Source organism: Nitrospiraceae bacterium (assembly GCA_019637075.1).
Lineage (GTDB): Bacteria > Nitrospirota > Nitrospiria > Nitrospirales > Nitrospiraceae > JAHBWI01.
On record JAHBWI010000006.1, the window covers coordinates 163,817 to 186,076 of the forward strand.

Below are 22,260 nucleotides of genomic sequence, written 5' to 3' on the forward strand. Positions count from 1 at the left end.
TCCATGCAGGCATGCAGCTCGATTCTCGTTCAGTCGAACAAGGGCCTCGTGAGAGTGACGCTCAATCGGCCCCACCGCCGGAACGCGTTTGATGCCGGGATGGTCGCCGAACTCTGCGAAACATTCCGCCGGTTGGGAGCGGAGTCTTCCGTGCGCGCGATCGTGCTGACCGGCGCCGGATCAGTCTTTTGTGCAGGTGCCGACCTCCGTTGGATGGGGACGGAACGAACCGTTTCACCACCAGAAGCGCGCCAGGATGCGGAGGATTTGTCGGCCATGTATCGAGCGATCGAGGCTTGTCCCTGTCCGGTGATCGGGCGAATCCAAGGGGCCGCCTTCGGAGGCGGGGTCGGATTGATCTCAGTCTGCGATATCGCGGTGGCGGCGGCGGACGCGACGTTTGGTCTCAGCGAGGTCCGTCTGGGATTGATCCCGGCCGTCATCGGCCCGTTCCTTCTTCGGAAGTGCGGTCTGTCGTTCGTGCATCGGTACAGTTTGACCGGGGAGCCGTTCTCTGCCGCAACGGCCAAGGCAGCAGGCCTCGTCCATGACCTGCTCGAAGCGACGGCGTTGGACGCCAGAGTCGATGAACTGTCGGACATGGTCCTGCGGCTCGCGCCTCACGCGGCGCGGGAAACCAAGGCTCTGTTCCGTCGTCTGCCGAGCCTTCCCGACGACCAGCAGTGGAAGCTCTGCATCGACAAGAACGTCCAGGCCCGCCTCTCGGCGGAAGCACGCGAAGGGCTCCGGGCCTTCCACGAACGACGCCCGCCGGTCTGGGACGAACAGGGTGACGCGACGCAACTCGCTCAAGGAACCTTGCGCGATGCCGAACCACAACGGACATAACCCGGTCCCGCCCGCGATTCGAATCATTGAAGTGGGTCCGCGGGACGGGTTGCAGCATGAATCGACCCACGTGCCGACGGCAACCAAGGTTTCATTCGTCGACGCCCTTTCGCGGACCGGCGTGACGGAAATCGAGGTGGGGTCGTTCGTGTCCTCGCGGGCGATCCAGCAGTTGGCGGATTCCGACGAGGTGTTCCGGATGATCCCGCGTCGGCCGGGAGTGATCTACTCCGCGCTCGTGCCGAATGAGCGGGGGCTCGAGCGGGCCAGGGCCGCGTCGGTGAGCAAGATCGCCGTATTCACCGCCGCGTCGGAGTCGTTCACTCAACGCAACATCAATTGCAGCATTCGCGAATCGATCGAACGATTCAAGCCGGTCGTCTCCCGCGCCAAACAGGACGGAATGATCGTGCGGGGATACATTTCCACCGTCACCCATTGCCCCTTCGAGGGCCTGCTTCCGCCCTCGCGCGTCGTCGACGTGATGCGGCACCTCCTGGACCTGGGGGTGGATGAGATCTCCCTGGGAGACACGATCGGGAAGGCTGCGCCTCCAGACGTTCGCAGGCTGCTGGATGCCGTCGTGCCGCACGTGTCGACGACTCGTCTCTCGCTGCACCTTCATGACACCTACGGCATGGCAATCGCCAATGTCTTAGTCGCGTGGACGGAGTACCGGATCGCGGCCTTCGATACCTCTGCCGGCGGGCTTGGCGGCTGCCCCTATGCCCCAGGCGCTTCGGGAAACGTTGCGACCGAAGACGTGGTGTATGCGTTGAAGGCATCCGGTGCAGCCGTCAGCGTGAACGAGTGGATGGCGGCGGCGGCGGCCAGACGGTTGGAAAGCGTCTTGATGCATCCCCTCTCGTCCCGCCTCTCGCGGCTATCGCCGGCACAGGCTGGTGTGAGCGTGTGAACATGACTATTGCCGCACAGCAACAGGAACCACGAGCCTACTCGGCCTTCGCCCTGGCGGAGCAGGTCAAGTCCGGCCAGGTTCGAGCCGTCTCCCGCCTGATCAGCTTGCTGGAGGATCAGCATCCGCACGGCACCGCGGCACTGCACCACCTGGCCCCACCGGGTGAGGCCGCTGCGGTAGTCGGAATTACAGGGTATCCGGGTGCGGGAAAGAGCAGCCTCATCAACCGACTGGTCGGCGCGTATCGCCGCCTCGGCATGAAAGTCGGAGTCCTGGCGGTCGACATCAGCAGCCGTGTGACGGGCGGTGCCTTACTGGGCGATCGGATCAGAATGCAAGACCATGCCCTGGATCGCGACGTCTACATCCGCAGCATGGCGACACGTGGTCATCCCGGAGGCTTGGCTCGCACCACGGGCGATGCCGCGAAGGTCTTGGAGGCGGCGGGCTATATGATGATCCTGATCGAGACGATCGGCGTCGGTCAGAACGAAGTGGACGTGATGGACGTGGCCCACACCGTCTTGGCCGTCGTGGCGCCGGGACTGGGGGACGAGGTGCAGGCCATGAAGGCGGGATTGCTGGAGATGGCGCACATTGTCGTGGTGAATAAGGGCGACCAGGCCGGAGCGGACGCCACGTTGCACGATCTCCGCGAATGGTGTCCGACCGTGCTCCGCACCGTGGCCACGACCGGTGAGGGGCTGACAGATCTCCTCACCGCGATCGCCGCGCATCAACGGCTGCGGGATCTCGGCCGCGATGTCGTTCCGATTGTACGCACCTGAACCGGGCCCTGCACAGCGAGGGACGTTATGCCGCACCAATTGCTCACGATCTCACACCATCTCGCACGGATTACGCTGCACAACCCCCCGGCCAATGTGCTCAACCTGGCCTTGCTCAAAGAACTGGACCACGTGTTGAGTGAGCTTGAAGAAGACGAATACGTGCGTGTGGTGATCATCACCGGGACCGGACGGTTGTTTTGCGCCGGAGCCGACGTGAACGAACTGGCCCACCTGAACAGCGCGCACGGGGGCGCGGAGTTCGCGCTACGGGGGCAGTCGCTGTTCAATCGGATCGAACGGCTGAATAAACCGGTCCTCGCCGCGATCAACGGCGCCTGCCTCGGCGGCGGGCTCGAATTGGCTCTGGCCTGCCACGTCCGCATCGCCGCAGAAAGCATCCAACTCGGACTCCCGGAAGTGAAACTTGGGCTCATCCCCGGCTTCGGCGGGACGCAGCGATTGCCGCGTGTCGTCGGAGCCTCGAACGCGGCGGAGATGATTCTGACGGGGGAAAGCCTCTCGGCGGAGGAGGCGCGGCGCATCGGCTTGGTCAGTCGAGTGGTACCGTTACAGAACTTGCTCAGCGAGGCGGCAGCGATTGCCGCGCGGATGACCGCCAGGGGAAAGAACGCCATCGAAGCCGCGCTCCATGCAATCAGAGGGGGCCTCGACATACCGCTCTCGGAAGGATTGGCACGGGAGGCGGAACTGTTCGGCCGGTTATGTACGACGCCGGAAAAACAGGAAGCCGTACAAGCCTTTCTCGAGAAACGTCAGGCCAAGTTGGTGGATGTGTAAGAACCGACAGCGAGGGGCGCAATGCTGACGGATCGACTGGTTCGATACGGTCATGCCCTCTGCTTCGACGAGTTGCCGGACGCGGTCTGCCATGAGGTGAAGCGCCGGGTACTGGACAGCCTGGCCTGCGCGTTCGGGGGCTGGAACGCACCGCCTTGCCGGATTGCTCGGAAAGCGGCCGCATCGACCACGATGCGAGGCGGCGCCACCGTCTGGGGCACACATCACCGGACGCTCCCCGAGCTCGCAACCTTCGCGAACGGCACGGCGGTTCGCTATCTCGACTACAACGATACCTACCTCGCCAAGGAACCGGCCCACCCCTCCGACAACCTGGCGGCGGTCCTGGCCGCCGGGGAAGTGGCTCATGCGTCCGGCAAACGCGTGATCCAAGCCATCGCCTTGGCCTATGAAATCCAATGCCGTCTCTGTGACGCCGCGGCCCTGCGCCCGCGCGGCTGGGACCACGTGACCTACGGCCCCTTCTCCTCGGCGCTTGCCGTGGCTAAAGTCATGAAGCTCACCGAGGACCAGACTCGGCACGCGATCAATCTGGCCGGTGTCGCGAACGTCGCGCTGCGGCAGACCCGCGTCGGCGACCTGTCCCTGTGGAAAGCCTGCGCCTTTGCGAACGCCGCGCGCAACGCGGTGTTCGCGGCCCGGTTGGCGCAACACGGCATGACAGGGCCCTCTCCTATTTTTGAAGGGGAAAAGGGGTTTATGAAACTCGTCTCGGGACCGTTCGAGCTCCCGGCCCTCGGAGGCGAGCAGAGCTCGAATGCCCCCGTGCCCTTTAAGATTGTGGACACCTACATCAAACACTACCCCGTCGAATACCACGCCCAAACAGCCGTGGAGGCGGCGCTGGCGATCCGGGAACGCCTCCTCAAGACGGAACAGGGTGATGTGCAGGCCGCGATCGCCGAAATTGAAATCGGGAGCTACGACGTGGCGGTCGAAATCATCGGCCGAGACCCGGAGAAGTGGGCCCCGCAGACGCGGGAAACCGCCGATCACAGTTTTCCCTACTGTGTGGCGGTCGCATTGTTGGACGGCGCCATCACGCTGGATTCGTTCTCCGAGAAACGGATGGCCGACGAAGCCGTGACTACACTAATGCAGAAGATTCGCGTGGTGACCGTCCCGGCGTTCACCGGCTGTTATCCCCACAGCATGCCGACGCGCATCACCCTTCGGACGACGGACGGTCAGACCTACGTGCAGGAGGTCGACCATCCCCTCGGACATCCCAAACACCCCATGTCTGATGCTGACCTCGAAGAGAAGTTTCGCCGGTTGGCATCGAGGAAATTGGACCGGGCTGGGATCTCACGACTCATCGACCGGGTTTGGACGCTCGAACAGGTGAAAGACATCGGCCGGTTGATGCCGCTCTTGCAGATCAATCGAAGGTGACCATGCCGCTGAAACAGCCCATCGGTCGAGCGCGTCGTCTGCGCGAACTGATCGAAAAGCAAACGGTGGCGATGCCCGGCGCGTTCAATGCCTTGACCGCGTTGCAGATCGAACGAGCCGGCTTCCAGGGGGTCTATGTCTCCGGTGCCGGTCTCTCGGCCTCTCGCGGTCTGCCGGATATCGGACTGCTCTCGCTGACCGAGGTGGCCGCCGATGCCGCCGCAATCGCCGGAGTGGTGGCGATCCCGGCGATTGTGGATGCCGACACGGGCTTCGGCCCGCCGCTTTCGGTGGCGCGCGCCGTAAGGCTGTTCGAGCAGGCCGATTTAGCCGGGATGCAGATCGAGGATCAGGAGCTACCGAAGAAATGTGGACATCTTCCCGGCAAGCGACTCGTCGAGACCGGCGAGATGACGAGCAAGATTCGCGCGGCCTGCGATGCCAGGCGGGATCGAGATTTTGTCATCATCGCGCGCACGGATGCCCGCGCCGTCGGAGGCCTTGAGGAAGCGGTGCACCGGGCGAAGGCCTATGTGGATGCCGGAGCCGACGCGATTTTCCCGGAAGCCTTGGAGTCCGCCGATGAGTTTCGCTCGTTCGCCAGACGATTGACCGGCAAGGGAGGAACGCTCCCGCTGGTGGCCAACATGACCGAGTACGGAAAGACCCCGTATTTGAGTCTCTCCGAATTCGAGGATCTTGGCTACCGCGTGGTTCTGTTCCCCGTCACGGCGCTTCGGGTCGCAACCCATGCTGTCGAGCAGGCGCTTCAAGAACTCAAAATACTCGGCACGCAACATGGGTTCGTGGACCGGATGCAAACCAGGCAACAGTTGTACGACCTGCTTCGCTATGACGCCTTTGGCGAACGCGACCTGCACTACCAATCGGAGGATCGCCACCATGCCGACCATTGAGACAAGCAAGAGGGGAACCTACAGCCCCGGCTTGGACGGAGTCATCGCAGGAGAAACGGAGCTGTGCCATGTCGACGAAGGAGAAGCCGGGCTTACCTACCGCGGATACGCCATCACTGATCTGGCGGAGCATGGTTCGTTCGAAGAAGTGGCCCATCTGTTATTGATCGGCTCGTTGCCGAATCGAAAAGAGCTGGAAGAATTTCATGCGCGGCTCACGTCGGAATCCCATCTGCCTCGGCCGATTGACGCCTTTCTGCATGCCGTTCCGGCCGCGGCGCACCCGATGGATGTGCTCCGGACCGGCGTCTCCCTGCTCGGGCTGACCGATCCCGATGAGGCCGACCACTCCCATGAGGCCAACCTGCGCAAATCGATTCGCTTGCTCGGGCAGATCCCGCTGGTAATCGCGACGGCGCACCGGTTGAGGCACGGGATGCCCCTGGCGCAACCCCGGCCGGATCTGACCTTCGCCGCCAACCTCCTGTACCTCGTGACCGACCGAAGAGGTGACGCCACTGCCGCCGCCATGGCCCGCGTGTTGGACTTGTCGCTTACGCTCTACGCGGAGCATGAATTCAATGCCTCCACGTTTTCGGCTCGCGTCACGGCATCGACGATGACGGATCTTCATTCCGCCGTCACCTCGGCGATTGGAACGTTGAAGGGACCGCTTCACGGAGGCGCCAACGAGGCCGTCGCTGACATGTTCTTGGCGATTGGCCGACCTGATCGGGCCGAGCCTTGGCTACATGACAGATTGGCGGGCAAACAGCGGATCATGGGGTTCGGGCATCGAGTGCTCAAACAGGGCGATTCCCGTTCAGCAATCATTCAACGGCATGCCGAGACGCTCAGCAGCCTGTGCGGCGATCGCCGCTGGTATGAGATTGCGCGCATCGTCGACCGTGCCATGCAACAAGAAAAGGGCCTGTACCCCAACCTCGATTTCTATACGGCCGTAGCCTATCTCCTTATGGGGATTCCGCGGGACCTGTATACACCGCTCTTCGTCTGCTCCCGCATCACCGGCTGGTGCGCACATGTGACGGAACAGCAAGACCACAATCGGCTGATCCGTCCCAGGGCCCTCTATACGGGACCTCCGTTGCAAACCTATGTACCAATCGAGCTCCGTCGCTGACCATATTGCCCAGGCTCGGGAGCAGGACAGTGGATCGTGGACGCTCCCCTGGAATTCCTTCGCGGAGTTTTTCGACTCCCGTGTCGGCGATTCCGCCTTGGCTTCACATCCCTGCCTCACCTACAACGACGAAGATCTCGCCACCCGCCGGGAATATCGCTACGCGGAATTCGGAGCGGCGGTGGAACGGATGACCGCCTTTCTCCGTGACCGGGCCGGGCTCCACCGGGGAGAACGCCTGGCCACGGTCCTGTTCAACCATGATCTGACGGCAATCTTGTACTTTGCGGCCTGGCGGATGGGCATCGCGATCGTTCCCATCAATATCGAGGAGTCGACGGACAAGATACGGTTCATTCTCGAGGATGCGGAATGTTCAGCCCTGTGCTGCTGGCATGATCGGAGGGACGAACTCCTGGATCTTCAATCGACGCTGCCCGGTCTCCGGCAAATCATGATCTTCACGGACACCGGCTACCGGGTACAGGCTGACGCCAATCCAATCAGCGAGAGGCAGCCGGCAACTGCCGCTGCCGCAGACCTCCGCCCCTGCTCGTTAGACCACGAGGCTCTCATCGTATATACCTCGGGGACGACGGGGCCGCCGAAGGGGGTGGTCCTGACCATGCGGAATCTGCTGATCGACGCGGATGCCATCGCGGACTGGCATCGGCTTGGCACGAACGACCGGCTGATGTGCGTCCTGCCGATTCACCATGTGAACGGTACTGTGGTGACGCTCGTGACTCCATTCTACTGCAAGGGAAGCATCCTGCTGAATCGCCGTTTCAAGAGCGCGGGTTTTTGGCGGACGTTGGAAGCGGAACAGATCACCTGTGTGAGCGTGGTGCCGACCCTGCTCGAATTCCTCCTCGATGCGGACGAAGACGTCTCGCGTTATCGGCTCAACCGGTTCGACGGCTTCATTTGCGGTGCGGGGCCGCTCCTCAGGGAAACGGCCGCGCGTTTCGAAGACCGCTTTCATTTCCCCATTCGACATGGGTATGGGCTGTCGGAAACCACCTGTTACTGTTGCTTCCTGCCGAACGATTTGTCGGTCGAGGAACACCGGCACTGGCTGAGGGACCATGAGTTCCCCTCCATCGGCGTCGCACTGCGGCACAACCGAATGGCCATCCTGGACCAAGAGGGCCGGGTCCTTCCGGAATCCGCGCGAGGAGAAATTTGTATCCGTGGCGGCACTGTCTGTGCCGGATATTTCAAGCGGGAGGACGCCAACCAGGCCGCCTTTCAGTGGGGCTGGTTCCGGTCCGGAGACGAGGGGTTCTATCAACGGGATGGAAAAGGCCGCCCGTTCTTCTTCGTGTCGGGGCGCCTCAAGGAGCTGATCATTCGCGGCGGTGTGAACATCTCACCCCTGGAGATCGACGACGCCCTGAAAAGTCACCCCCTGGTCCGCTTCGCCATGGCGGTGCCATTCGACAACCGCTACTACGGCGAGGAGATCGCCGCTTACGTCGTCCCCCGTGATACGGTTTCACCGCCGACGGAGACGGACGTGCTTCTGCATTGTCGACGGTCTCTTCCCTTTTCTAAATGTCCCAAAGTGGTGATCTTCGGTACGGAGGTTCCCTATACCTCCACCGGCAAACCCAAACGACTGGAGCTCAAAGGGCGTCTCGCACCGAGTCTTGCTTCGTACCAGGATCACCAGTTCAGGGAATAGGAGCCCATAGGCTCATCGGTCGGACCTTTCCCGCAGCGACCTACTCACCCCTGCCACACAACCTTTTGCTTTTCTTGTGTTGAGTAAACCCACCGTGTAGTGCTATCAAGATCGCACGGTTCTCTAGTCATTAATGAGAGCCGGGCAGTCTCAGGAGACTACAATGGGCGTCAGTCCGCGATGGTTGCGCTCGTGACTTCAAGGACAATGTTCCAGTTGTTCTTGTTAAAAGCAACAGATGTAAGATTTATGCAACATATCCCCTACCCGCCATACACACAAATTTAATCACGTTATCAATCAGTTACGATAATGATCCGATTTGGCACGGGCATTGCTTAACTTACAGCTCGCGTCACAGAGGAGGCACCGTGCGGTTCCAGCAAACAATCGGCTCACCAGTCACCTGTTCAGGCGTAGGACTTCACTCGGGCCACGCAGTCACGATGACGCTCCGCCCAGCTCCCCCGAATACGGGAATCGTGTTTGTCTATCGGAATGGTTCCGGCGAAACATTGTTGCCGGCAGCCGTATCGAATAAAGTTCCCACGGAACTATGCACCGCCATCAGCGTTAACGGTCAGCAGGTCAAGACGATCGAACATCTCTTGGCGGCTTTGGCCGGCATGGAAATCGACAACGCCTACGTCGAAGTGGACGCCGGAGAAGTACCGGTGCTCGACGGCAGCGCTGGTCCCTTCGTTCGCTTGATCCGCTCCGCCGGTGTTATTCAGCAGGCTCGCCGGCAAGCGTACGTCAAGATCATGCAGCCCATCGAAGTGGTCGATGGAGCCCGCCGCGTCAGGATCGAACCATCCTCAACGCCGCGGATTACATACTCCATTCACTACAACCATCCGCTGATCCAGACACAGTCCTATACGTTTAACTGCTCTGCCGCGGCGTTCGAACAAGAAATCGCAGAAGCACGAACCTTCGGCTTCCTCCACGAGGTTCAGGCCTTGTGGGCGAGGGGATTGGGCAAGGGCGGCACGCTGGATAACACCGTCGTACTATCCGAGCAGGGCGTCGTGAATCAGACTGGACTCCGCTTCCCCAACGAATTCGTCCGCCACAAGGTGCTCGATCTCATCGGCGACATCGCGCTCTTGGGATTCCCCTTCATCGGGCACGTGATTGCGGAACGATCGGGACACGCGATGCACACCAAGCTCGTCGAGCAGATCCTGGCTCAGCGAGACAAGTGGGTGCTCTTGACCGCAGAAAACCCGACGCCGTCATCCGACAGTCGGTCGTCGCTTGGCTTGCTGCGCCCGGTTCCGTCACTCGCCGTCTAACTCTTTTACCATTCTCCCGTCAGCGGTGAGACTTCTCTCCTGCAGCATCAGGGCTGCGAGTGCTATTCCCTTTGTTCACGTCCACAGGGCGTGACCACCCCTAATTCTTCGCCAAACAGTCGCCTCAAAAAAGAAACGCCGGAGGCAAGTGGCCTTACCCCCGGCGTGTAAATCCTGGTGGGACTTACTTACTTCTTCTTCTTCTTCGCTGCCTTCTTCGTTGCCAAGACTCTCACCTCCCTTCACACATTAAGTGGTCCTGCACTACACTGCTTCGGTCAACTGCTCCGTCAGAAGCTCAAACGTGTTCGGCCCAACCTTGCGGAACCGCTTGTCCCGCTTCAACGAGGTGGCAACCGAGGTCAACGGGGTTTTCCCCTTAATCTGCAGCCCGCCCTCGAGCAGCCGCTGCAGCAGCTCTTTGGCATGCATCGCACGGTTGGCCTCTCGAAGTATTTGATATGCCGCTTCCGGCACGCTCTTGCCCACGTATTTGCTTTTTCCAAGGAGAATTTCCCGTGATTGATCCGTCACATCCGTGACCGGCAGGGGGCGAACGCCCTTTTCGTCGGTGATGATTTGGCTGGAAAGGCTGGCCAGTTTGGCTTTGTCGGCTTCAACGCGATACAGCGTTTCCGCCAACTCGAGGTATTTCTTGATCGTGGCAATTTCGTCATCAAGCCGGCGCCGCTTTTTCTCCAGTTCCTGAAAGCGATTGCGGTACGCGCTGATGCGCTGCTCGAGGCCGACCAGAATGTCTGTCAATTCTTCCACAAGCAAGACCTCAACAAAGCATACTTGCTTATTAGCAAAGCTTTCCAATTATGTCAAGCACTCATAGTATTTACTTTGATCGCACATCCCGCGTATATGCCTCGTGTGCAATCAATTGCAAACAAAGCCTTGCCTAGCAAGATCAAGCAGACATTACCATTCATAATTTCAATGTCTTAGATAGCTTCCCGAAATGAACGCCATGGCCATCCCCGACCTATGGTAGGATGGCCGCATGAGCACCCCACTGATTGTCACCACCGAGAAACGCGCTGCTTTGCTCACCGTTGCGGTCGATGCAGCCCAAAAGGCAGGGGCAGTCCTGCTGGATCACGCCAAAAAAGGCTTCAATATCGACTACAAGAACGTGGTCAACCTGGTGACCGACGCCGATCGGGGAGCGGAGGACTGCATCGTCGCCGCGATCCGCGCCAGCTTTCCGGATCACCGCATTCTTGCGGAGGAACGCGGCCGCGACGGAGAATCGGATTCTCCGTTTCTTTGGGTCATCGATCCGCTGGACGGCACAACCAACTTTGCGCATGGCTTTCCGTTTTATTCCGTGTCGATCGGCCTGGAGCATGACGGGGAGGGCCTGCTGGGAGTGGTGCTCGATCCGGTCCGGCAAGAACTATTCACCGCTCAAACCGGTGGGGGGGCGTTTCTAAACGGCACACCGATTCGGGTCTCCTCGGTGCGGCAACTCGAAAAGGCATTACTCGTGACCGGATTTGCCTATGACATCCGGGAAACCGCCGACAACAACCTCGATCACTTTTCAAGAATCTCGTTGCGCGCGCAAGGAGTCCGGCGCACCGGCTCGGCCGCGCTGGATCTTTGTTACGTCGCGACCGGGAGACTGGACGGGTATTGGGAAGTCAAGCTGAGCCCGTGGGACATGGCCGCCGGCGCGGTCATTCTGCAGGAGGCGGGGGGTCTGGTGTCGGGATTTCCCGCAGGCCGATTCTCTCTCTACGATAAGGAACTGGTCGCGACGAACGGGCACATCCACCACGAGTTGCTGGCTGCACTGAACCACCACGCCAACGAATCCTGATACGGCGCTTCTTCCGGGCTCACGCGCCGATCCCCCATATACAGCCTCGAATCCGATGGAGTATCATGCCCATTCTGTAAGATTTTTGTGAAGGAGTAGAGGACCATGGCCAGCCAAGTTCCCCCATCGAAACCGCCGACACCCTCGCCCAACCAACAAGAGGTGTGGGACGTTGAGCTGCTGCACGTCAACGTGTCCCGCAAGGGCAAGCTCGTCAATGCGGAGTGGGCGATTCATCCCCAGATCAAAGCGGACCTGAGCCCGGATGAATGGAAGGAAATCGGCGATCTGATGGGGAAAGTTACCTCCATCGTCGGCAATCGCTTTTCCCAAACCTTGAGCGACGTCGAACCAGACCCACCAGGGAATGCCTGAAAGTTCCGGTGAAGGAGCCTGCATGGACACCTACTATCATCCCAAGGACCTGGGCAAGTTCGGTGACATCGGGAAGGGCAACAAGGAACTCTGGGAAAAATTCATGAGCTACTACAGCGCCGTCTTCGCGGAAGGGGCGCTGACCGAGCGGGAAAAGGCCTTGATCGCGCTCGGCGTCGCTCATGCGGTGCAGTGCCCCTATTGCATCGACGCCTATACGCAGGCCTGTTTGGAAAAGGGTTCGAATACCGAAGAGATGACGGAAGCGGTACACGTCGCCTGCGCGATCCGCGGCGGCGCCTCACTCGTCCACGGGGTGCAAATGCGCAACGTGGCCGAGAAACTTTCCATGTGAACCCGCCGCGGGACTCGTGAAGCGTCGCTCGTATCCCGCAGGGAAGCCGAGCAACGCTCTTCTCCAACAGATACGCTTCACGAACGCCGGTCGACGGTCAGTAGTAGGGGTGTTCGGGGATAGCGAGGGTGAAATACTTCCCCCGCTCTTCGTAGAGAATTCGTTTCGCAGTGAGTGCCTGGAGTACCTCCCCGAGTTGTGCATGATCCACAGCCGACTCGGCCCGCTCTTCCGCAATGGCCTTCCGCAGTTGATCGACCGATTTTGGTGCTTCATTGCACAGATCGATGACCCAGGAGGCCGGCGCATCGAACCGCTCACGCGTGGGCGCGGCGGGATTCCGTCCGTCATAAACCGTCACGTACTCGAAGGCCTTTGAGTAATACAGAAACGGCCGATCCGACGATGTGGTACGTCGCTGCCACTCGATCACGACATCCGACAGTTCCTGGTAGAGGTGGGGATCGACGTTCCAATCGTCCAGCTCATACTCGAAATCGTACGCGATCTTGCTCAAATCCACCTGCCTGCCGTCATACACATACTCGTAGGCCATGCCGGGACCGGTGATCCGCACCCCGTAGTTCTGCGGCCTGGTGTAATACGGGCTGAACCGTTCGAGCCAAAATTTCCCAGAGGCTTCGGGCGGCTGTAGATGGAAGAGAGAAGGGATAAGATCGATCTGGCGCCGGTAATCCTCATTCGTTTCTCCGGGAAACCCAAGGAGAATATTCCAGGACACCGCGACGCGATAGTAAAAGCTCCATTTTAGACAGACGATGTTCTGCATGGGCGTGACGCCCTTGTCCATGGCCCGCAACTGAGTCTGGCTGAGACTTTCCAGCCCGGGCTGCATGCATTTCACTCCGCCGACTGCGAGGGTCCGAATTTGCGGCTTCTGCAGATTACTCTTCGTCTCGATGAACACATCCAAATCGCGACGATCCTCCGCGAACTTGCCAAACAACTGTTCGACGTATTTCATGTCGATGATGTTGTCCACCAGCCGGAATCGCGTCGTATCGTAGCGGCTCGAGAGATGGGCCATTTCGTCTGCGACCTGTTCGGGAGACTTGGCGCGAAACTTCATGCTCTGCGCGTTCAACCCGCAGAAGGTGCAATGGTGCTTTTCCCCCCACCAACAGCCGCGCGACCCCTCGTACAGAAGAATCCGATCCAACCCCCGCGATGCTTCTGTGCCGAGTTCGGCCAGTAAGTGGTAGTAATCGTCGTAGTCTGGGGGACCGGTCTTGGCGAAATCCGTAAACAGCGCAGTATTGGGCTCGAACCGAATTTTCCCTTGCTCTCTATATGTGACACCTTTGATATCGGCAACAGGCTGACCCGTCAGCACCTGCTCGACCAGAGCGGGAAACGTGACTTCTCCTTCGCCCACCACCACATGGTCGATAAAGGGGAACGCCCGAAAATGCTCCAGTCCCATCTCGCCGTCGAAATTGGCGCCGCCGAAGACGATCTTGACCTGCGGATACAGGTCCTTGATCAATTTGGCCATCGTGAGGCTCGCGACATTTTGATCGAAGGTCGACGTGAATCCCACGATCTTATACTGCCCCCAGTCGATGGCCGTGAGGGCCCACATCAAGAACTGCGGCGCGGTCCTTGTGGCCATGTCTTCGAAAAAGCCCATCGGATGTCCGCTCTCCCGGGCGATCTGTTCGAACACGGGCTTGAAGACGCGAGGGTACTCGCTCCGCTTCGGGTTCTCGCGGAACAACAGGTAGGAAAACAGCCACTCGCCGAACAGCGCACGCTTCTCACAGATCGATTCGTACAGCGGCACGCCGATCCGATGCGCAAACCGCACGTTCAAATGGTGGCAATCGACGCCGACCCCCTTCGCTTTCAGCAAAGCCGATAGGGTGCCTAGCTGAATGGACGGATACTTCGAATAGCTGAAGGGCATGTTGACGAGCGCCACCGGAGCCATGTCGCTCATCTGATGCCTCGGTGTCCCATGGTGCGGGCCTCGCCGCGTCTCACGTCATCGCCGCCCTGAACGGCTCGAACTCGCGATCGGCTTTGGCAGCCAGGTAGAAATCGCTTTCGGTCAGGCCGTTGATCTTGTGCGTCCAGATCTCGACTTTGCACTTCCCCCAGGCTACGTACAGATCGGGATGGTGCCCCTCGCTCTCGGCGACGGCGCCGACCTTGTTGGCAAAGGCCAAGGATTGGGCGAAATCCTTGAAGGTATACAACCGTTCAAGATGACCGGCCGGATTCAGCGTCCAGCCTCGCCCCAATTCCTTCAATAGCGACTGCGTGCGATCGGCGGGGAGGGGAGGGACGCCGCCTCGACAAGGCACGCACTTATTGTCCGCAAGACTCATGGCAACTCCTTATAGACGAATGCGGGGACGTCTGCCGCTTGTCCGCGGGTATTCTACGAGGGCCGCCTTCGCGCCCGCAACCGGATGATCACCGGCGCACTCCAAGTTCCACGGATTCTCCTACCGGCGTCACATGCGCCCCCTGGAAGAACAATCCGCGGTTGATATCTCCAACGCTGACGATGCCGACAAGCCGTCCCTTTTCCACCACCGGGATCCGCCGAAAATTCTTCAGCCCCATATAAGAGGCGGCCTCCAGCACCGGAACGGCCGGAGAGACCGTCAGCGGATTGAGGCTCATAATATCTTGAACTTTTTGTCCGAGGACGTCGGCATAACCCTCCTCCATTTCGACGAAGTCTCGGCTGTGGACGTTGTCGTGAATGTATTCCCCGTAGTTGGGATATAGCGGGAGCAGGACGTCACGGAGCGTGACCATTCCCACCAGCAGATTGTCCTCTTCGACGATGGGAATTGAGCCGCAATGCCGGCTCAGCATCTTGGTCACCACCGAACGAACCGAATCGGTCGGACGCGCCGTCACCACGCCGGTCGACATGACATCCTTTACGAGCATGGCAGCCTCCTTGGGTGAAGGGCCGTGGCGCAGGGCCGCGGCTTCCAATGATGGGGGAAACGATGATGTATTCTGGTGCTCCGCGGAAATGCAATGCAAGCCCCGTCGCCAGCGAACCATCTTGCCGTGAATCAGTCGCCCTCGTCGGGAGCCCCTCCGGATTTCGCAAGGTCATCCATCTTGATCTTGCCGGGATCGAACTTCGCCGCCGCCTTGCTCATCCGCTCCAGGGCCTCATCGAACGAGAGCAGCGGAGCCTCTTTGGATCGAAACCGGATCGGATTGACCCGCGCGACCACAAAACTCTTGAGATAGGGACTCGTCAAGCCCTTCGCCTTCAAAGCCTCAACCTGTGTGACCACCAGATCATCCAGATCCAGCAGCATGCGAGCCCGTTGTTGCCTCACTGAGATAGCGGTCCGCAGGGCTTGCGCAAGAAACGTGTCCACACGTTTCAACACGGGATGATACGCTCCGCCGCTGAAGCGAGGGCGCTCTTCATAGCAAAGCCCCAAGGTAATCAGAGCCGGTTCCTCGAACTCCAACGCATAGGTATCCTCGGTCGCCCCATCCAACCGAGCCAGCTCTTTGTACATACGAATGACCTCGAGGGCCTTTTCACGGAGGTTGTGCGCCTTTTCCGTATTGAGTGCCAGGATCTGATAGGCCGCGGTCGCTTCCGGTACCACGATGGCCGTGATGCTCTTGGCGCCCAACGTCCGCATCGCCGAAAGGCGATGGTGTCCGTTCGGAGTCCAATACTTGGCGGCGCGGTCAGGCTGGTGGGCATGCACCGCAATAATCGGATCCAAGAATCGGCCCAGCTTGCTGATCACGGCTTCCAATTTCCGGACATGGGTATCCGACAGATTGCGCTGATAGGGGGTTGGTTCGACCAACTCGATCGGCAGGGCCGCGAGCAGGAGCCATCGCCCGCCGAACGGTTCACGGTAGGTGGCCAGCACCCGTCCCGCGTCTCCCTCAATCGTCCGTTGCAGGGCCACCACATCAGCCGGAGGCGAGACCCCCTGCAAATCTTTGGCAATCAGGCCTGTGGAGGCGCCGGCTGGTTTTCGCCGCCTCCTCGTCCCATCGGGCGGCTTGCTCGCTGTGACTTTCTTTGCAGACATACGAGAAATATGGTAGGGAAGTGGCGGTTGAAAAGAAAGCCCCCGTCGCCAAGCATGCCGGGATCATCGCCAGGGGCTCGCGCCGGAATATGCGCATTGGAGGTGGCTATCTCGTCTGTCCTCCGCATCGGTCATCGAGGAGCCTGCGGCCACGCCCCGGAGAACACGCTGGCGTCCATTTGGAAGGCTCGGGCCTGCCGCGCCGACCTCGTTGAAGTCGATCTCCGCGCCACATCAGACGGTCATCTCGTCTTGATTCACGATGAGACCGTCGACCGGACTACGAACAAGACCGGTTTGGTGGCGGAGATGACCCTTGATCAATTGCAGCGGCTCAATGCCGGCAACTGGCAACGCATTCCGACCTTGGAAGAGGCCTTGGAAATCGCCTCCGGTGCGCTCGGAATCATCCTTGAATTGAAGGCCGAGGGGATCGGCCCAGAAGCCGCGCTGATCGTCAAACGTACCGGCTTCACCGGCCCGCTCATCTATGCCTCATTCCTGATCCCGGAGCTGCAACGGGTCCGGCATACCCACGAAGCGGCGCAGCTCATGGTCCTGCTCGGAAACCCATTGCCCGCCGATCCGGTGGCCGATGCCGTAGCGGTCGGCGCCACATATATCGGCCTGCATTCTTGGACGATCACCCCCGCTCTCCTGCAGACTTATCACAACCTCGACAGACGTGTCTTCGCCTACACCGTGAACGAACCTTCCGAGATCCGACGCCTGTGCGACCTTGGGGTGGACGGCATCATTTCCGACTACCCGGACCGTATATGAAATCGACTGAGAGCAGATGGCGTATGGCCTAGGACCCTGAAAGGGAAGAGTCCCATCGCCGCCATAGGCTATAAGCCATTTGCTATACGCTCCTACGCCGTCCCCAGTTTCACCACCACTTGGTTCGCCGCCACACTGTTCGGCACCACGATCATCCGCTGATCGGCGGTGCGCACGACGATATAGCCCATCGTCATCTCATCGATCACACCGGTCTCCAATCCCGTGGGCGCCGAAAGTTGGACCCGGTCGCCGACCTCGAAGGGCTGATAGAACAAAAGCGCGAATCCGGAGACCAAATTACTCAAGGTGCTCTGTGCGGCCAATCCGAACAAGATAGACGCCACTCCCGCGCTGGCCAGCAGGGCTGTGCCCAAGGCATGCAGTTGCGGAATGGCATTCATGTAGAGGATCAACGCCAGCGTATAGACCACCACCTGGCCTAACCGCACCAGAAGCGTAGAGGCCGTATGGTCGATCAGCAGGTGCTCCACGCGCCGGACGGCCAACCGGATCAAGCGAGCCAGGAACCAAGCAATCAAGATGAACAAGAAGGCGTAGAACGCCGCCCCGATCAGGGTGGCGGGATTCACAAAATCGCCCTGAACCAATTGCTCGAGAAAAGACATATACACCTCCCTCACGCCGAACTCAGACGAGGATACGGACAATGAGGTCGACTATATGCCATGTGTGGAAGGAAACGGGAGCGGAAAAGAAGGGAGCAGATATGCCACGGGCGACCCTTCACTACGGTGGGAGGTCGCCCGTGGTTGGCGCTTAGGACGCCGAAGTGCGTTCAATTGTGCTATCGCAGAGACCCGCTCGAGAACGAGAGACGTGGGGTTTCTTGTCGGGGGATCAATAATCCCAGGTGCTTGTGTTCCTCACCGCTCGTGCCGCCTTCGTCATACGCACAGGCGATATTCCTGTTGGTCATGTGCCGTGAGGCACCACCGGAGAAGTGTGGGGAGCGATGACCGACGAGAAGCCCGCCCTCAGTTCGGCAGGCCGTTCTGGCCCGGTGGACTGCGTTCTTCCATTGTGAACCTCCCCGGTTGAGGAGTGGCGGGGAATTGGCGGGCGCGCGCCGCTGACAAACCCCGTCACAGTGAACGAACTCTTAACTGTGGACCACGCGCGTATCATACGCCTGCGAGAAAATCTGTCAACAGGGAATTCGGCCCTAGCCGATTTCCGAACATCGTCATCGGAAGAACTTGGTCGGGCTGGGCATGAGTCATCAATACAAAACGGGCCCCTATCCGGAAGGGGCCCGCTCGTGGCGCTTGGGACGCCGTGGTCGTTATCCAATTGTCGCGGCCCTGCGAGGGCCCGTCGAAGGAAGGGAACTGTACGCTTCAGTCTGTGTCAGCCATGCGCAAGAGAATGGGTGAACCACTCACAGTACCAGCGGAAGGCTCTCGAACTGGGGCGTCGAACACGAGTGAGGTTGAGTGCGTCGCGTGTGCCGGGCGGCACCGCCCATGGAGAACCGGCTAGTACGACCGACGAAGCGCCTGCCGTCTGATCGACGGGCCTAGCGGGCCAGGTGGAGTAGTATCGTCCATCGTCTACCCTCCTCTCTGCTATGGGATTTCGTAGGGTGCCTGGGTGACAGCCGTACGGTCTGTCCGACGCCCCACAGCCATCCGAAATAGGGCCGCACTTCCTTCTGTACGCTCGTTAGAAGATTCTGTCAAGCGCAGGCCGGCTGACTCCGCTGTCGGTCGACGCAGGATCACTCGACGTGATCAGCTCTACTGGCCTCCCTGCTGCTGTTGTTTCTTCATCATTTCTTGCAGCTTCTTCATCATTTCCGCCGCCTCCGGCGGAGCCTCGCCGCCTGCTGCGGCGTCCCCGCTCCGCTGAGCCCGGCGCTGTTTGGCATCGCGCATCATCTTTTCGAAATCGGCTCCGCCTTGGCCCTGTTGCATCTGCTCGCGCCCCGCCTTCATCTTGTTCGCAATGTCACTCAAGTTCTGACGCGCATAGTCGGACGGCACGGTGAACAAATTGGCGTCGAGGCTTTTCCTCTCAACCCCCGTCACTTGGGACCGTGACGATTCCTTGCCGTCCTCTCCAAAGTGGATGGTCCGCAGTCCGAACCCGCCTTCCTTGACCAGTTGCTTGACCCATGCAGGCTGTGAAGAATCCTGCACTCGCTTTGGATCCAGGAAGGCTGTGGCGCCGCGCCCAAATCCCTTCGCCACGCAGATTTCAAGTTCCAACTTTTTGGTCTCCTTATCGATCACGCGCCAGACTTCACAGGAATAGCCGGCCACCTTATCGGTCTTTCCTGTGCGGTCGACTGATTTCTTGTCGATCTCCTCCTTCATGAGATCGCCCATTTTGTCGCTCGCGGCGTCCAGGTTGAATTCCATGGCGACTTTCTTCTCGGGCATCAACATGACCATGGTGCGCTTCTGCCCATCCATGATCATCACGTGATTCTGGCCCTCTTGCCGCTTACGTTCCATCCGCGCCATGTCGCCCTTGACATACCAATCCATGGCCGTGGGCTGACTCCCCATGTCGAAATGGGTCATCTTCATATGCAGGATACCTTCAAAGTCCCCGGCCTTCGACAACCCCGGTACGCCCAGCATTCCGATCGCAAGGACGAACGCACTGGTGCGAATGTTCATGGTGCAAGACTCCAGGTTAGAGTGACCGCGCTCAGGCCGGCTCTAGTGTACTCCAGCGTCTGAGGTGAATCCAGGAGCGCGCCGGATGAGGCTCAGCGTATCTTCAATCGATCGAAATCGACCCCTTCCGGGGCGGACGGCGTAGCAAGCTTCATCGCTTCAAGCGTCTTTACCACCACGTCGGCAACAACTAAATTGCGGTACCATTTTCTGTCGGCCGGCACGATATACCAAGGCGCCCAGTCCGTGCTGGTCGCGGAAATCACGTCATCGAAGGCCTCCATATACCGCCCCCACAATTTCCGTTCCTCCAGGTCACCCTCGCTGAACTTCCAGCGCTTCTCAGGGTCTCTGATGCGCTCCTCCAGCCGCTCCTTCTGTTCCTTCTTGGAAATATGGAGAAAGAATTTCACGATGGCCGTCCCGTGCTCGGCCAGCAGCTCTTCGAACTCGCGAATCTGGTCGAACCGCCGCCCCACCTCCTTATCCGACACCCATCCATGCACCCGGGTAATCAGCACATCCTCATAGTGCGAGCGGTTGAAAATCCCGATGAATCCCTTGGGAGGCACTTCCTGATGCACCCGCCAGAGAAAGTCATGGGCCAACTCCTTGGACGTGGGCGCCTTGAACGTCGCCACCCGGCAGCCTTGCGGATTCACGCCCGACATGACGCTCTTAATCGTCCCATCCTTGCCGCTCGTATCCATGCCCTGCAGGACGATCAGCAGGGCGCGGCTTCCGTTCGCATACAACCGCTCTTGCAGTTGGTCGAGTTTGGCGATCAATCCCGCCGCCGCCGCCTTGGCGTTATTTTTTCCATCTTCATTCTTTTTGTAGGAACCGGTGTCATCGGGATCCAGCGTGGCAAGGTGGACGCGGCTTCCTGGCTTCACGAGATAGCGTTTCATTTCAACCTCCCTGGTCCAACACAACGTCTCTTGCTCACGATACGCTTCCGGGAAGGGTTTGGAAAGGCGGGGGTGGCGATCGGTGCGATCGGGGACTACAGGGGTCGGCGATAAAATTGCGCGATATTTCTCGGCTGATATTGATCCGGATTGCGCGCGGCTTATCTCTTTCGTAGACCGTTCGTTTCGCACCTCAGCCATTCATTCAGGAAGGGAGTCCAGCATGATCAAAGAAGTGACCGGTGACATTCTGCTTTCGAAAGCCGGCGCCATCGCCCACGGCATCGCGCCGAACGACGATTTCAAACAGGGCTTGGCGCTCGCATTGCGCGAGCAGTGGCCAGGCATGTACAAGGATTTTCGCCACTACTGTCAAACCTACCATCCCAAACCCGGAAGCCTTTGGTCGTGGAAAGGACCGAGTTCTCCCGTCATTTACAATCTGTTTACGCAGGAGCCGGCCGACGATCGGCAGGGGCGGCCCGGGAAGGCTTCGCTCCCGAACGTGAACCACGCCTTACAGGCGCTCAAGCAGGAGTTGGCCGCCAACAAGGTCGCGAGTGTAGCCCTGCCGAAACTTGCCACAGGGGTAGGGGGCTTGAGCTGGGATGAGGTGGCACCGGTGTTGACGGCGCTCCTCAAGGATGCCGGCATTCCCGTCTACCTGTATACGACCTATCGAAAGGGAGTTGCGGCGCAGGAAGCCTAGCGGGAGCGACCCGCGCTGTGCGCCTCGACGAGGTACTGAAGCAATGCCGCGGTCTCGGCCTGCCGCTCCAGATAGTAGCGGGCTGCAGACCGCACCTTCTTCCCGATCCGCACGGTCATGATCCGGTCGTCCGGAATGGAAAACACGTCCTCATCGGTATCGTCGTCTCCGACGTAGAGCGCGGCCGAGCTCTTGAGTTGATGCATCAGCTCCAGCATCGCGGCGCCCTTGTGGGGTGTGCCGGAGGGAATGACGTTGACCACGGCCTTCCCCAATACCAGCCGAGGCGGCGGCATGAGCTGCGCGATCGCTTGAAAGACGGCCTCGCGGGCTACCTTGGGTGAGCAGGCCTGTCGGTAATGAAAGGTGAGCGAATAGATCTTGTCCTCGAGCACCACCCCGCTGTGCGTGAGCGTCTCTTCGAATTTTCCCACCGTGCGCTTCCAGGCCTGACAGCACTCCAACGCCTGCTGCATGACCTGAGCGGAGGTGTGGAGACCTTCCAGACCGTGGTTCCCCACCAGGTGGGCGGCAGCTCCATTGATGCGTGGGCGAAGATCCGCGAGGGAACGACCAGAAATGATCGCGGTCGCGGCGTGGGCGCTCAAGGCTTCGAGCGCGCTCCGAATCGGCTGCGACAGCTTGGGGGCGTCCCGATCCTGGACGATGCGCGCGAGCGTGCCGTCGAAGTCGAACGCGTACAGAGTCGATGGCTCATCTACCAGGCGTTGCAATGCCCGTTTGCCTGGAGCTCGGAGAAGATACTGCATG

Annotated in this window: 23 protein-coding genes; 14 read left to right on the top strand and 9 right to left on the bottom strand. The window is 59.9% G+C overall.

What is annotated here, in order from left to right:
• The first annotated feature begins 3 nt into the window (after positions 1-3).
• The 9 genes from KF814_16190 to KF814_16230 all read left to right on the top strand — a co-directional run bounded on the left by KF814_16190 (position 4) and on the right by KF814_16230 (position 9,819).
• The gene (locus tag KF814_16190; GenBank protein MBX3237686.1) at positions 4-849 is read left to right on the top strand and encodes an enoyl-CoA hydratase/isomerase family protein; all 846 of its coding nucleotides are present in this window, start codon (positions 4-6) and stop codon (positions 847-849) included.
• Complete coding sequence (locus tag KF814_16195) at positions 827-1,765, top strand: hydroxymethylglutaryl-CoA lyase (GenBank protein ID MBX3237687.1); 939 nt, start codon at positions 827-829, stop codon at positions 1,763-1,765. The genes KF814_16190 and KF814_16195 overlap by 23 nt, the downstream gene beginning before the upstream one ends.
• Positions 1,766-1,767: 2 nt before the next feature.
• A complete protein-coding gene (gene meaB, locus KF814_16200) occupies positions 1,768-2,556 on the top strand; it encodes a methylmalonyl Co-A mutase-associated GTPase MeaB (protein MBX3237688.1) in 789 nt (262 codons plus the stop codon).
• A 27-nt stretch (positions 2,557-2,583) separates the two neighbouring features.
• Positions 2,584-3,357: an enoyl-CoA hydratase/isomerase family protein gene (locus KF814_16205; GenBank protein MBX3237689.1), complete on the top strand. Its 774-nt coding sequence runs from the start codon at positions 2,584-2,586 to the stop codon at positions 3,355-3,357.
• Positions 3,358-3,378: 21 nt separating this feature from the next.
• The gene (locus KF814_16210; GenBank protein MBX3237690.1) at positions 3,379-4,773 is read left to right on the top strand and encodes an MmgE/PrpD family protein; all 1,395 of its coding nucleotides are present in this window, start codon (positions 3,379-3,381) and stop codon (positions 4,771-4,773) included.
• Between the two features lie 2 nt (positions 4,774-4,775).
• On the top strand, positions 4,776-5,690 hold the full coding sequence (gene prpB / locus KF814_16215; GenBank protein MBX3237691.1) for a methylisocitrate lyase: 915 nt from the start codon (positions 4,776-4,778) through the stop codon (positions 5,688-5,690).
• A complete protein-coding gene (locus KF814_16220; protein MBX3237692.1) occupies positions 5,677-6,834 on the top strand; it encodes a citrate synthase in 1,158 nt (385 codons plus the stop codon). The genes prpB and KF814_16220 overlap by 14 nt, the downstream gene beginning before the upstream one ends.
• The gene (locus KF814_16225; GenBank protein ID MBX3237693.1) at positions 6,809-8,521 is read left to right on the top strand and encodes an acyl--CoA ligase; all 1,713 of its coding nucleotides are present in this window, start codon (positions 6,809-6,811) and stop codon (positions 8,519-8,521) included. Before KF814_16220 ends, KF814_16225 begins: the two co-directional genes overlap by 26 nt.
• A 371-nt stretch (positions 8,522-8,892) precedes the next feature.
• Positions 8,893-9,819: a UDP-3-O-acyl-N-acetylglucosamine deacetylase gene (locus KF814_16230; GenBank protein MBX3237694.1), complete on the top strand. Its 927-nt coding sequence runs from the start codon at positions 8,893-8,895 to the stop codon at positions 9,817-9,819.
• Positions 9,820-10,083: 264 nt separating this feature from the next.
• Here KF814_16230 and KF814_16235 read toward each other — a convergent pair whose 3' ends face one another.
• Entirely contained in the window at positions 10,084-10,593 is a 510-nt protein-coding gene (locus KF814_16235; GenBank protein MBX3237695.1) for a winged helix-turn-helix domain-containing protein, read from the bottom strand.
• 235 nt (positions 10,594-10,828) lie between these two features.
• On the opposite strand from KF814_16235, the gene KF814_16240 reads away from it, so the two are divergent.
• The 3 genes from KF814_16240 (at position 10,829) to KF814_16250 (ending at position 12,380) form a co-directional block, all read left to right on the top strand.
• The gene (locus KF814_16240) at positions 10,829-11,650 is read left to right on the top strand and encodes an inositol monophosphatase (GenBank protein ID MBX3237696.1); all 822 of its coding nucleotides are present in this window, start codon (positions 10,829-10,831) and stop codon (positions 11,648-11,650) included.
• 105 nt (positions 11,651-11,755) lie between these two features.
• Positions 11,756-12,025, top strand: coding sequence for a hypothetical protein (locus KF814_16245; GenBank protein ID MBX3237697.1), 270 nt, complete (start codon positions 11,756-11,758; stop codon positions 12,023-12,025).
• A 22-nt stretch (positions 12,026-12,047) separates the two neighbouring features.
• Positions 12,048-12,380 (top strand): arsenosugar biosynthesis-associated peroxidase-like protein, encoded by a 333-nt coding sequence (locus tag KF814_16250; protein MBX3237698.1) that lies wholly within the window; start codon positions 12,048-12,050, stop codon positions 12,378-12,380.
• A 97-nt stretch (positions 12,381-12,477) separates the two neighbouring features.
• Here KF814_16250 and KF814_16255 read toward each other — a convergent pair whose 3' ends face one another.
• The 4 genes from KF814_16255 to KF814_16270 all read right to left on the bottom strand — a co-directional run bounded on the left by KF814_16255 (position 12,478) and on the right by KF814_16270 (position 16,438).
• Positions 12,478-14,340, bottom strand: coding sequence for a RiPP maturation radical SAM C-methyltransferase (locus KF814_16255; GenBank protein ID MBX3237699.1), 1,863 nt, complete (start codon positions 14,338-14,340; stop codon positions 12,478-12,480).
• A 40-nt stretch (positions 14,341-14,380) separates the two neighbouring features.
• Positions 14,381-14,731, bottom strand: a complete 351-nt coding sequence (locus KF814_16260; GenBank protein MBX3237700.1) for a 4a-hydroxytetrahydrobiopterin dehydratase — start codon at positions 14,729-14,731, stop codon at positions 14,381-14,383.
• A gap of 88 nt (positions 14,732-14,819) precedes the next feature.
• Positions 14,820-15,308: a CBS domain-containing protein gene (locus KF814_16265; GenBank protein MBX3237701.1), complete on the bottom strand. Its 489-nt coding sequence runs from the start codon at positions 15,306-15,308 to the stop codon at positions 14,820-14,822.
• Positions 15,309-15,439: 131 nt separating this feature from the next.
• Positions 15,440-16,438, bottom strand: coding sequence for a ParB/RepB/Spo0J family partition protein (locus tag KF814_16270; protein MBX3237702.1), 999 nt, complete (start codon positions 16,436-16,438; stop codon positions 15,440-15,442).
• A 102-nt stretch (positions 16,439-16,540) separates the two neighbouring features.
• Between KF814_16270 and KF814_16275 the strand changes: the two genes are divergently transcribed.
• Positions 16,541-17,221, top strand: coding sequence for a hypothetical protein (locus tag KF814_16275; protein MBX3237703.1), 681 nt, complete (start codon positions 16,541-16,543; stop codon positions 17,219-17,221).
• Positions 17,222-17,313: 92 nt separating this feature from the next.
• Here KF814_16275 and KF814_16280 read toward each other — a convergent pair whose 3' ends face one another.
• The 3 genes from KF814_16280 to KF814_16290 form a co-directional block, all read right to left on the bottom strand.
• Positions 17,314-17,850: a mechanosensitive ion channel family protein gene (locus tag KF814_16280; GenBank protein ID MBX3237704.1), complete on the bottom strand. Its 537-nt coding sequence runs from the start codon at positions 17,848-17,850 to the stop codon at positions 17,314-17,316.
• A gap of 1,131 nt (positions 17,851-18,981) precedes the next feature.
• Positions 18,982-19,869, bottom strand: a complete 888-nt coding sequence (locus KF814_16285; GenBank protein MBX3237705.1) for a DUF4412 domain-containing protein — start codon at positions 19,867-19,869, stop codon at positions 18,982-18,984.
• Positions 19,870-19,961: 92 nt separating this feature from the next.
• Entirely contained in the window at positions 19,962-20,780 is an 819-nt protein-coding gene (locus KF814_16290; GenBank protein MBX3237706.1) for a polyphosphate kinase 2 family protein, read from the bottom strand.
• Between the two features lie 223 nt (positions 20,781-21,003).
• On the opposite strand from KF814_16290, the gene KF814_16295 reads away from it, so the two are divergent.
• Positions 21,004-21,489, top strand: a complete 486-nt coding sequence (locus KF814_16295; GenBank protein MBX3237707.1) for a macro domain-containing protein — start codon at positions 21,004-21,006, stop codon at positions 21,487-21,489.
• Here the strand turns inward: KF814_16295 and otsB are convergent.
• A complete protein-coding gene (otsB, locus tag KF814_16300) occupies positions 21,486-22,259 on the bottom strand; it encodes a trehalose-phosphatase (protein ID MBX3237708.1) in 774 nt (257 codons plus the stop codon). The two genes, KF814_16295 and otsB, sit on opposite strands and share 4 nt — an antisense overlap.
• Position 22,260 lies beyond the last annotated feature (1 nt).

Bases quoted from the DNA above. Each gene is read 5' to 3' on its own strand.
- KF814_16295 (MBX3237707.1), top strand. From the start codon at position 21,004: ATGATCAAAGAAGTGACCGGTGACATTCTGCTTTCGAAAGCCGGCGCC.
- KF814_16290 (MBX3237706.1), bottom strand. From the start codon at position 20,780: ATGAAACGCTATCTCGTGAAGCCAGGAAGCCGCGTCCACCTTGCCACG.
- KF814_16245 (MBX3237697.1), top strand. From the start codon at position 11,756: ATGGCCAGCCAAGTTCCCCCATCGAAACCGCCGACACCCTCGCCCAAC.
- KF814_16190 (MBX3237686.1), top strand. From the start codon at position 4: ATGCAGGCATGCAGCTCGATTCTCGTTCAGTCGAACAAGGGCCTCGTG.
- otsB (MBX3237708.1), bottom strand. From the start codon at position 22,259: ATGCAGTATCTTCTCCGAGCTCCAGGCAAACGGGCATTGCAACGCCTG.
- KF814_16240 (MBX3237696.1), top strand. From the start codon at position 10,829: ATGAGCACCCCACTGATTGTCACCACCGAGAAACGCGCTGCTTTGCTC.
- KF814_16280 (MBX3237704.1), bottom strand. From the start codon at position 17,850: ATGTCTTTTCTCGAGCAATTGGTTCAGGGCGATTTTGTGAATCCCGCC.
- KF814_16285 (MBX3237705.1), bottom strand. From the start codon at position 19,869: ATGAACATTCGCACCAGTGCGTTCGTCCTTGCGATCGGAATGCTGGGC.
- KF814_16265 (MBX3237701.1), bottom strand. From the start codon at position 15,308: ATGCTCGTAAAGGATGTCATGTCGACCGGCGTGGTGACGGCGCGTCCG.
- KF814_16225 (MBX3237693.1), top strand. From the start codon at position 6,809: ATGTACCAATCGAGCTCCGTCGCTGACCATATTGCCCAGGCTCGGGAG.
- prpB (MBX3237691.1), top strand. From the start codon at position 4,776: ATGCCGCTGAAACAGCCCATCGGTCGAGCGCGTCGTCTGCGCGAACTG.
- KF814_16260 (MBX3237700.1), bottom strand. From the start codon at position 14,731: ATGAGTCTTGCGGACAATAAGTGCGTGCCTTGTCGAGGCGGCGTCCCT.
- KF814_16270 (MBX3237702.1), bottom strand. From the start codon at position 16,438: ATGTCTGCAAAGAAAGTCACAGCGAGCAAGCCGCCCGATGGGACGAGG.
- KF814_16195 (MBX3237687.1), top strand. From the start codon at position 827: ATGCCGAACCACAACGGACATAACCCGGTCCCGCCCGCGATTCGAATC.
- KF814_16205 (MBX3237689.1), top strand. From the start codon at position 2,584: ATGCCGCACCAATTGCTCACGATCTCACACCATCTCGCACGGATTACG.
- KF814_16210 (MBX3237690.1), top strand. From the start codon at position 3,379: ATGCTGACGGATCGACTGGTTCGATACGGTCATGCCCTCTGCTTCGAC.
- KF814_16250 (MBX3237698.1), top strand. From the start codon at position 12,048: ATGGACACCTACTATCATCCCAAGGACCTGGGCAAGTTCGGTGACATC.
- meaB (MBX3237688.1), top strand. From the start codon at position 1,768: ATGACTATTGCCGCACAGCAACAGGAACCACGAGCCTACTCGGCCTTC.
- KF814_16255 (MBX3237699.1), bottom strand. From the start codon at position 14,340: ATGAGCGACATGGCTCCGGTGGCGCTCGTCAACATGCCCTTCAGCTAT.
- KF814_16220 (MBX3237692.1), top strand. From the start codon at position 5,677: ATGCCGACCATTGAGACAAGCAAGAGGGGAACCTACAGCCCCGGCTTG.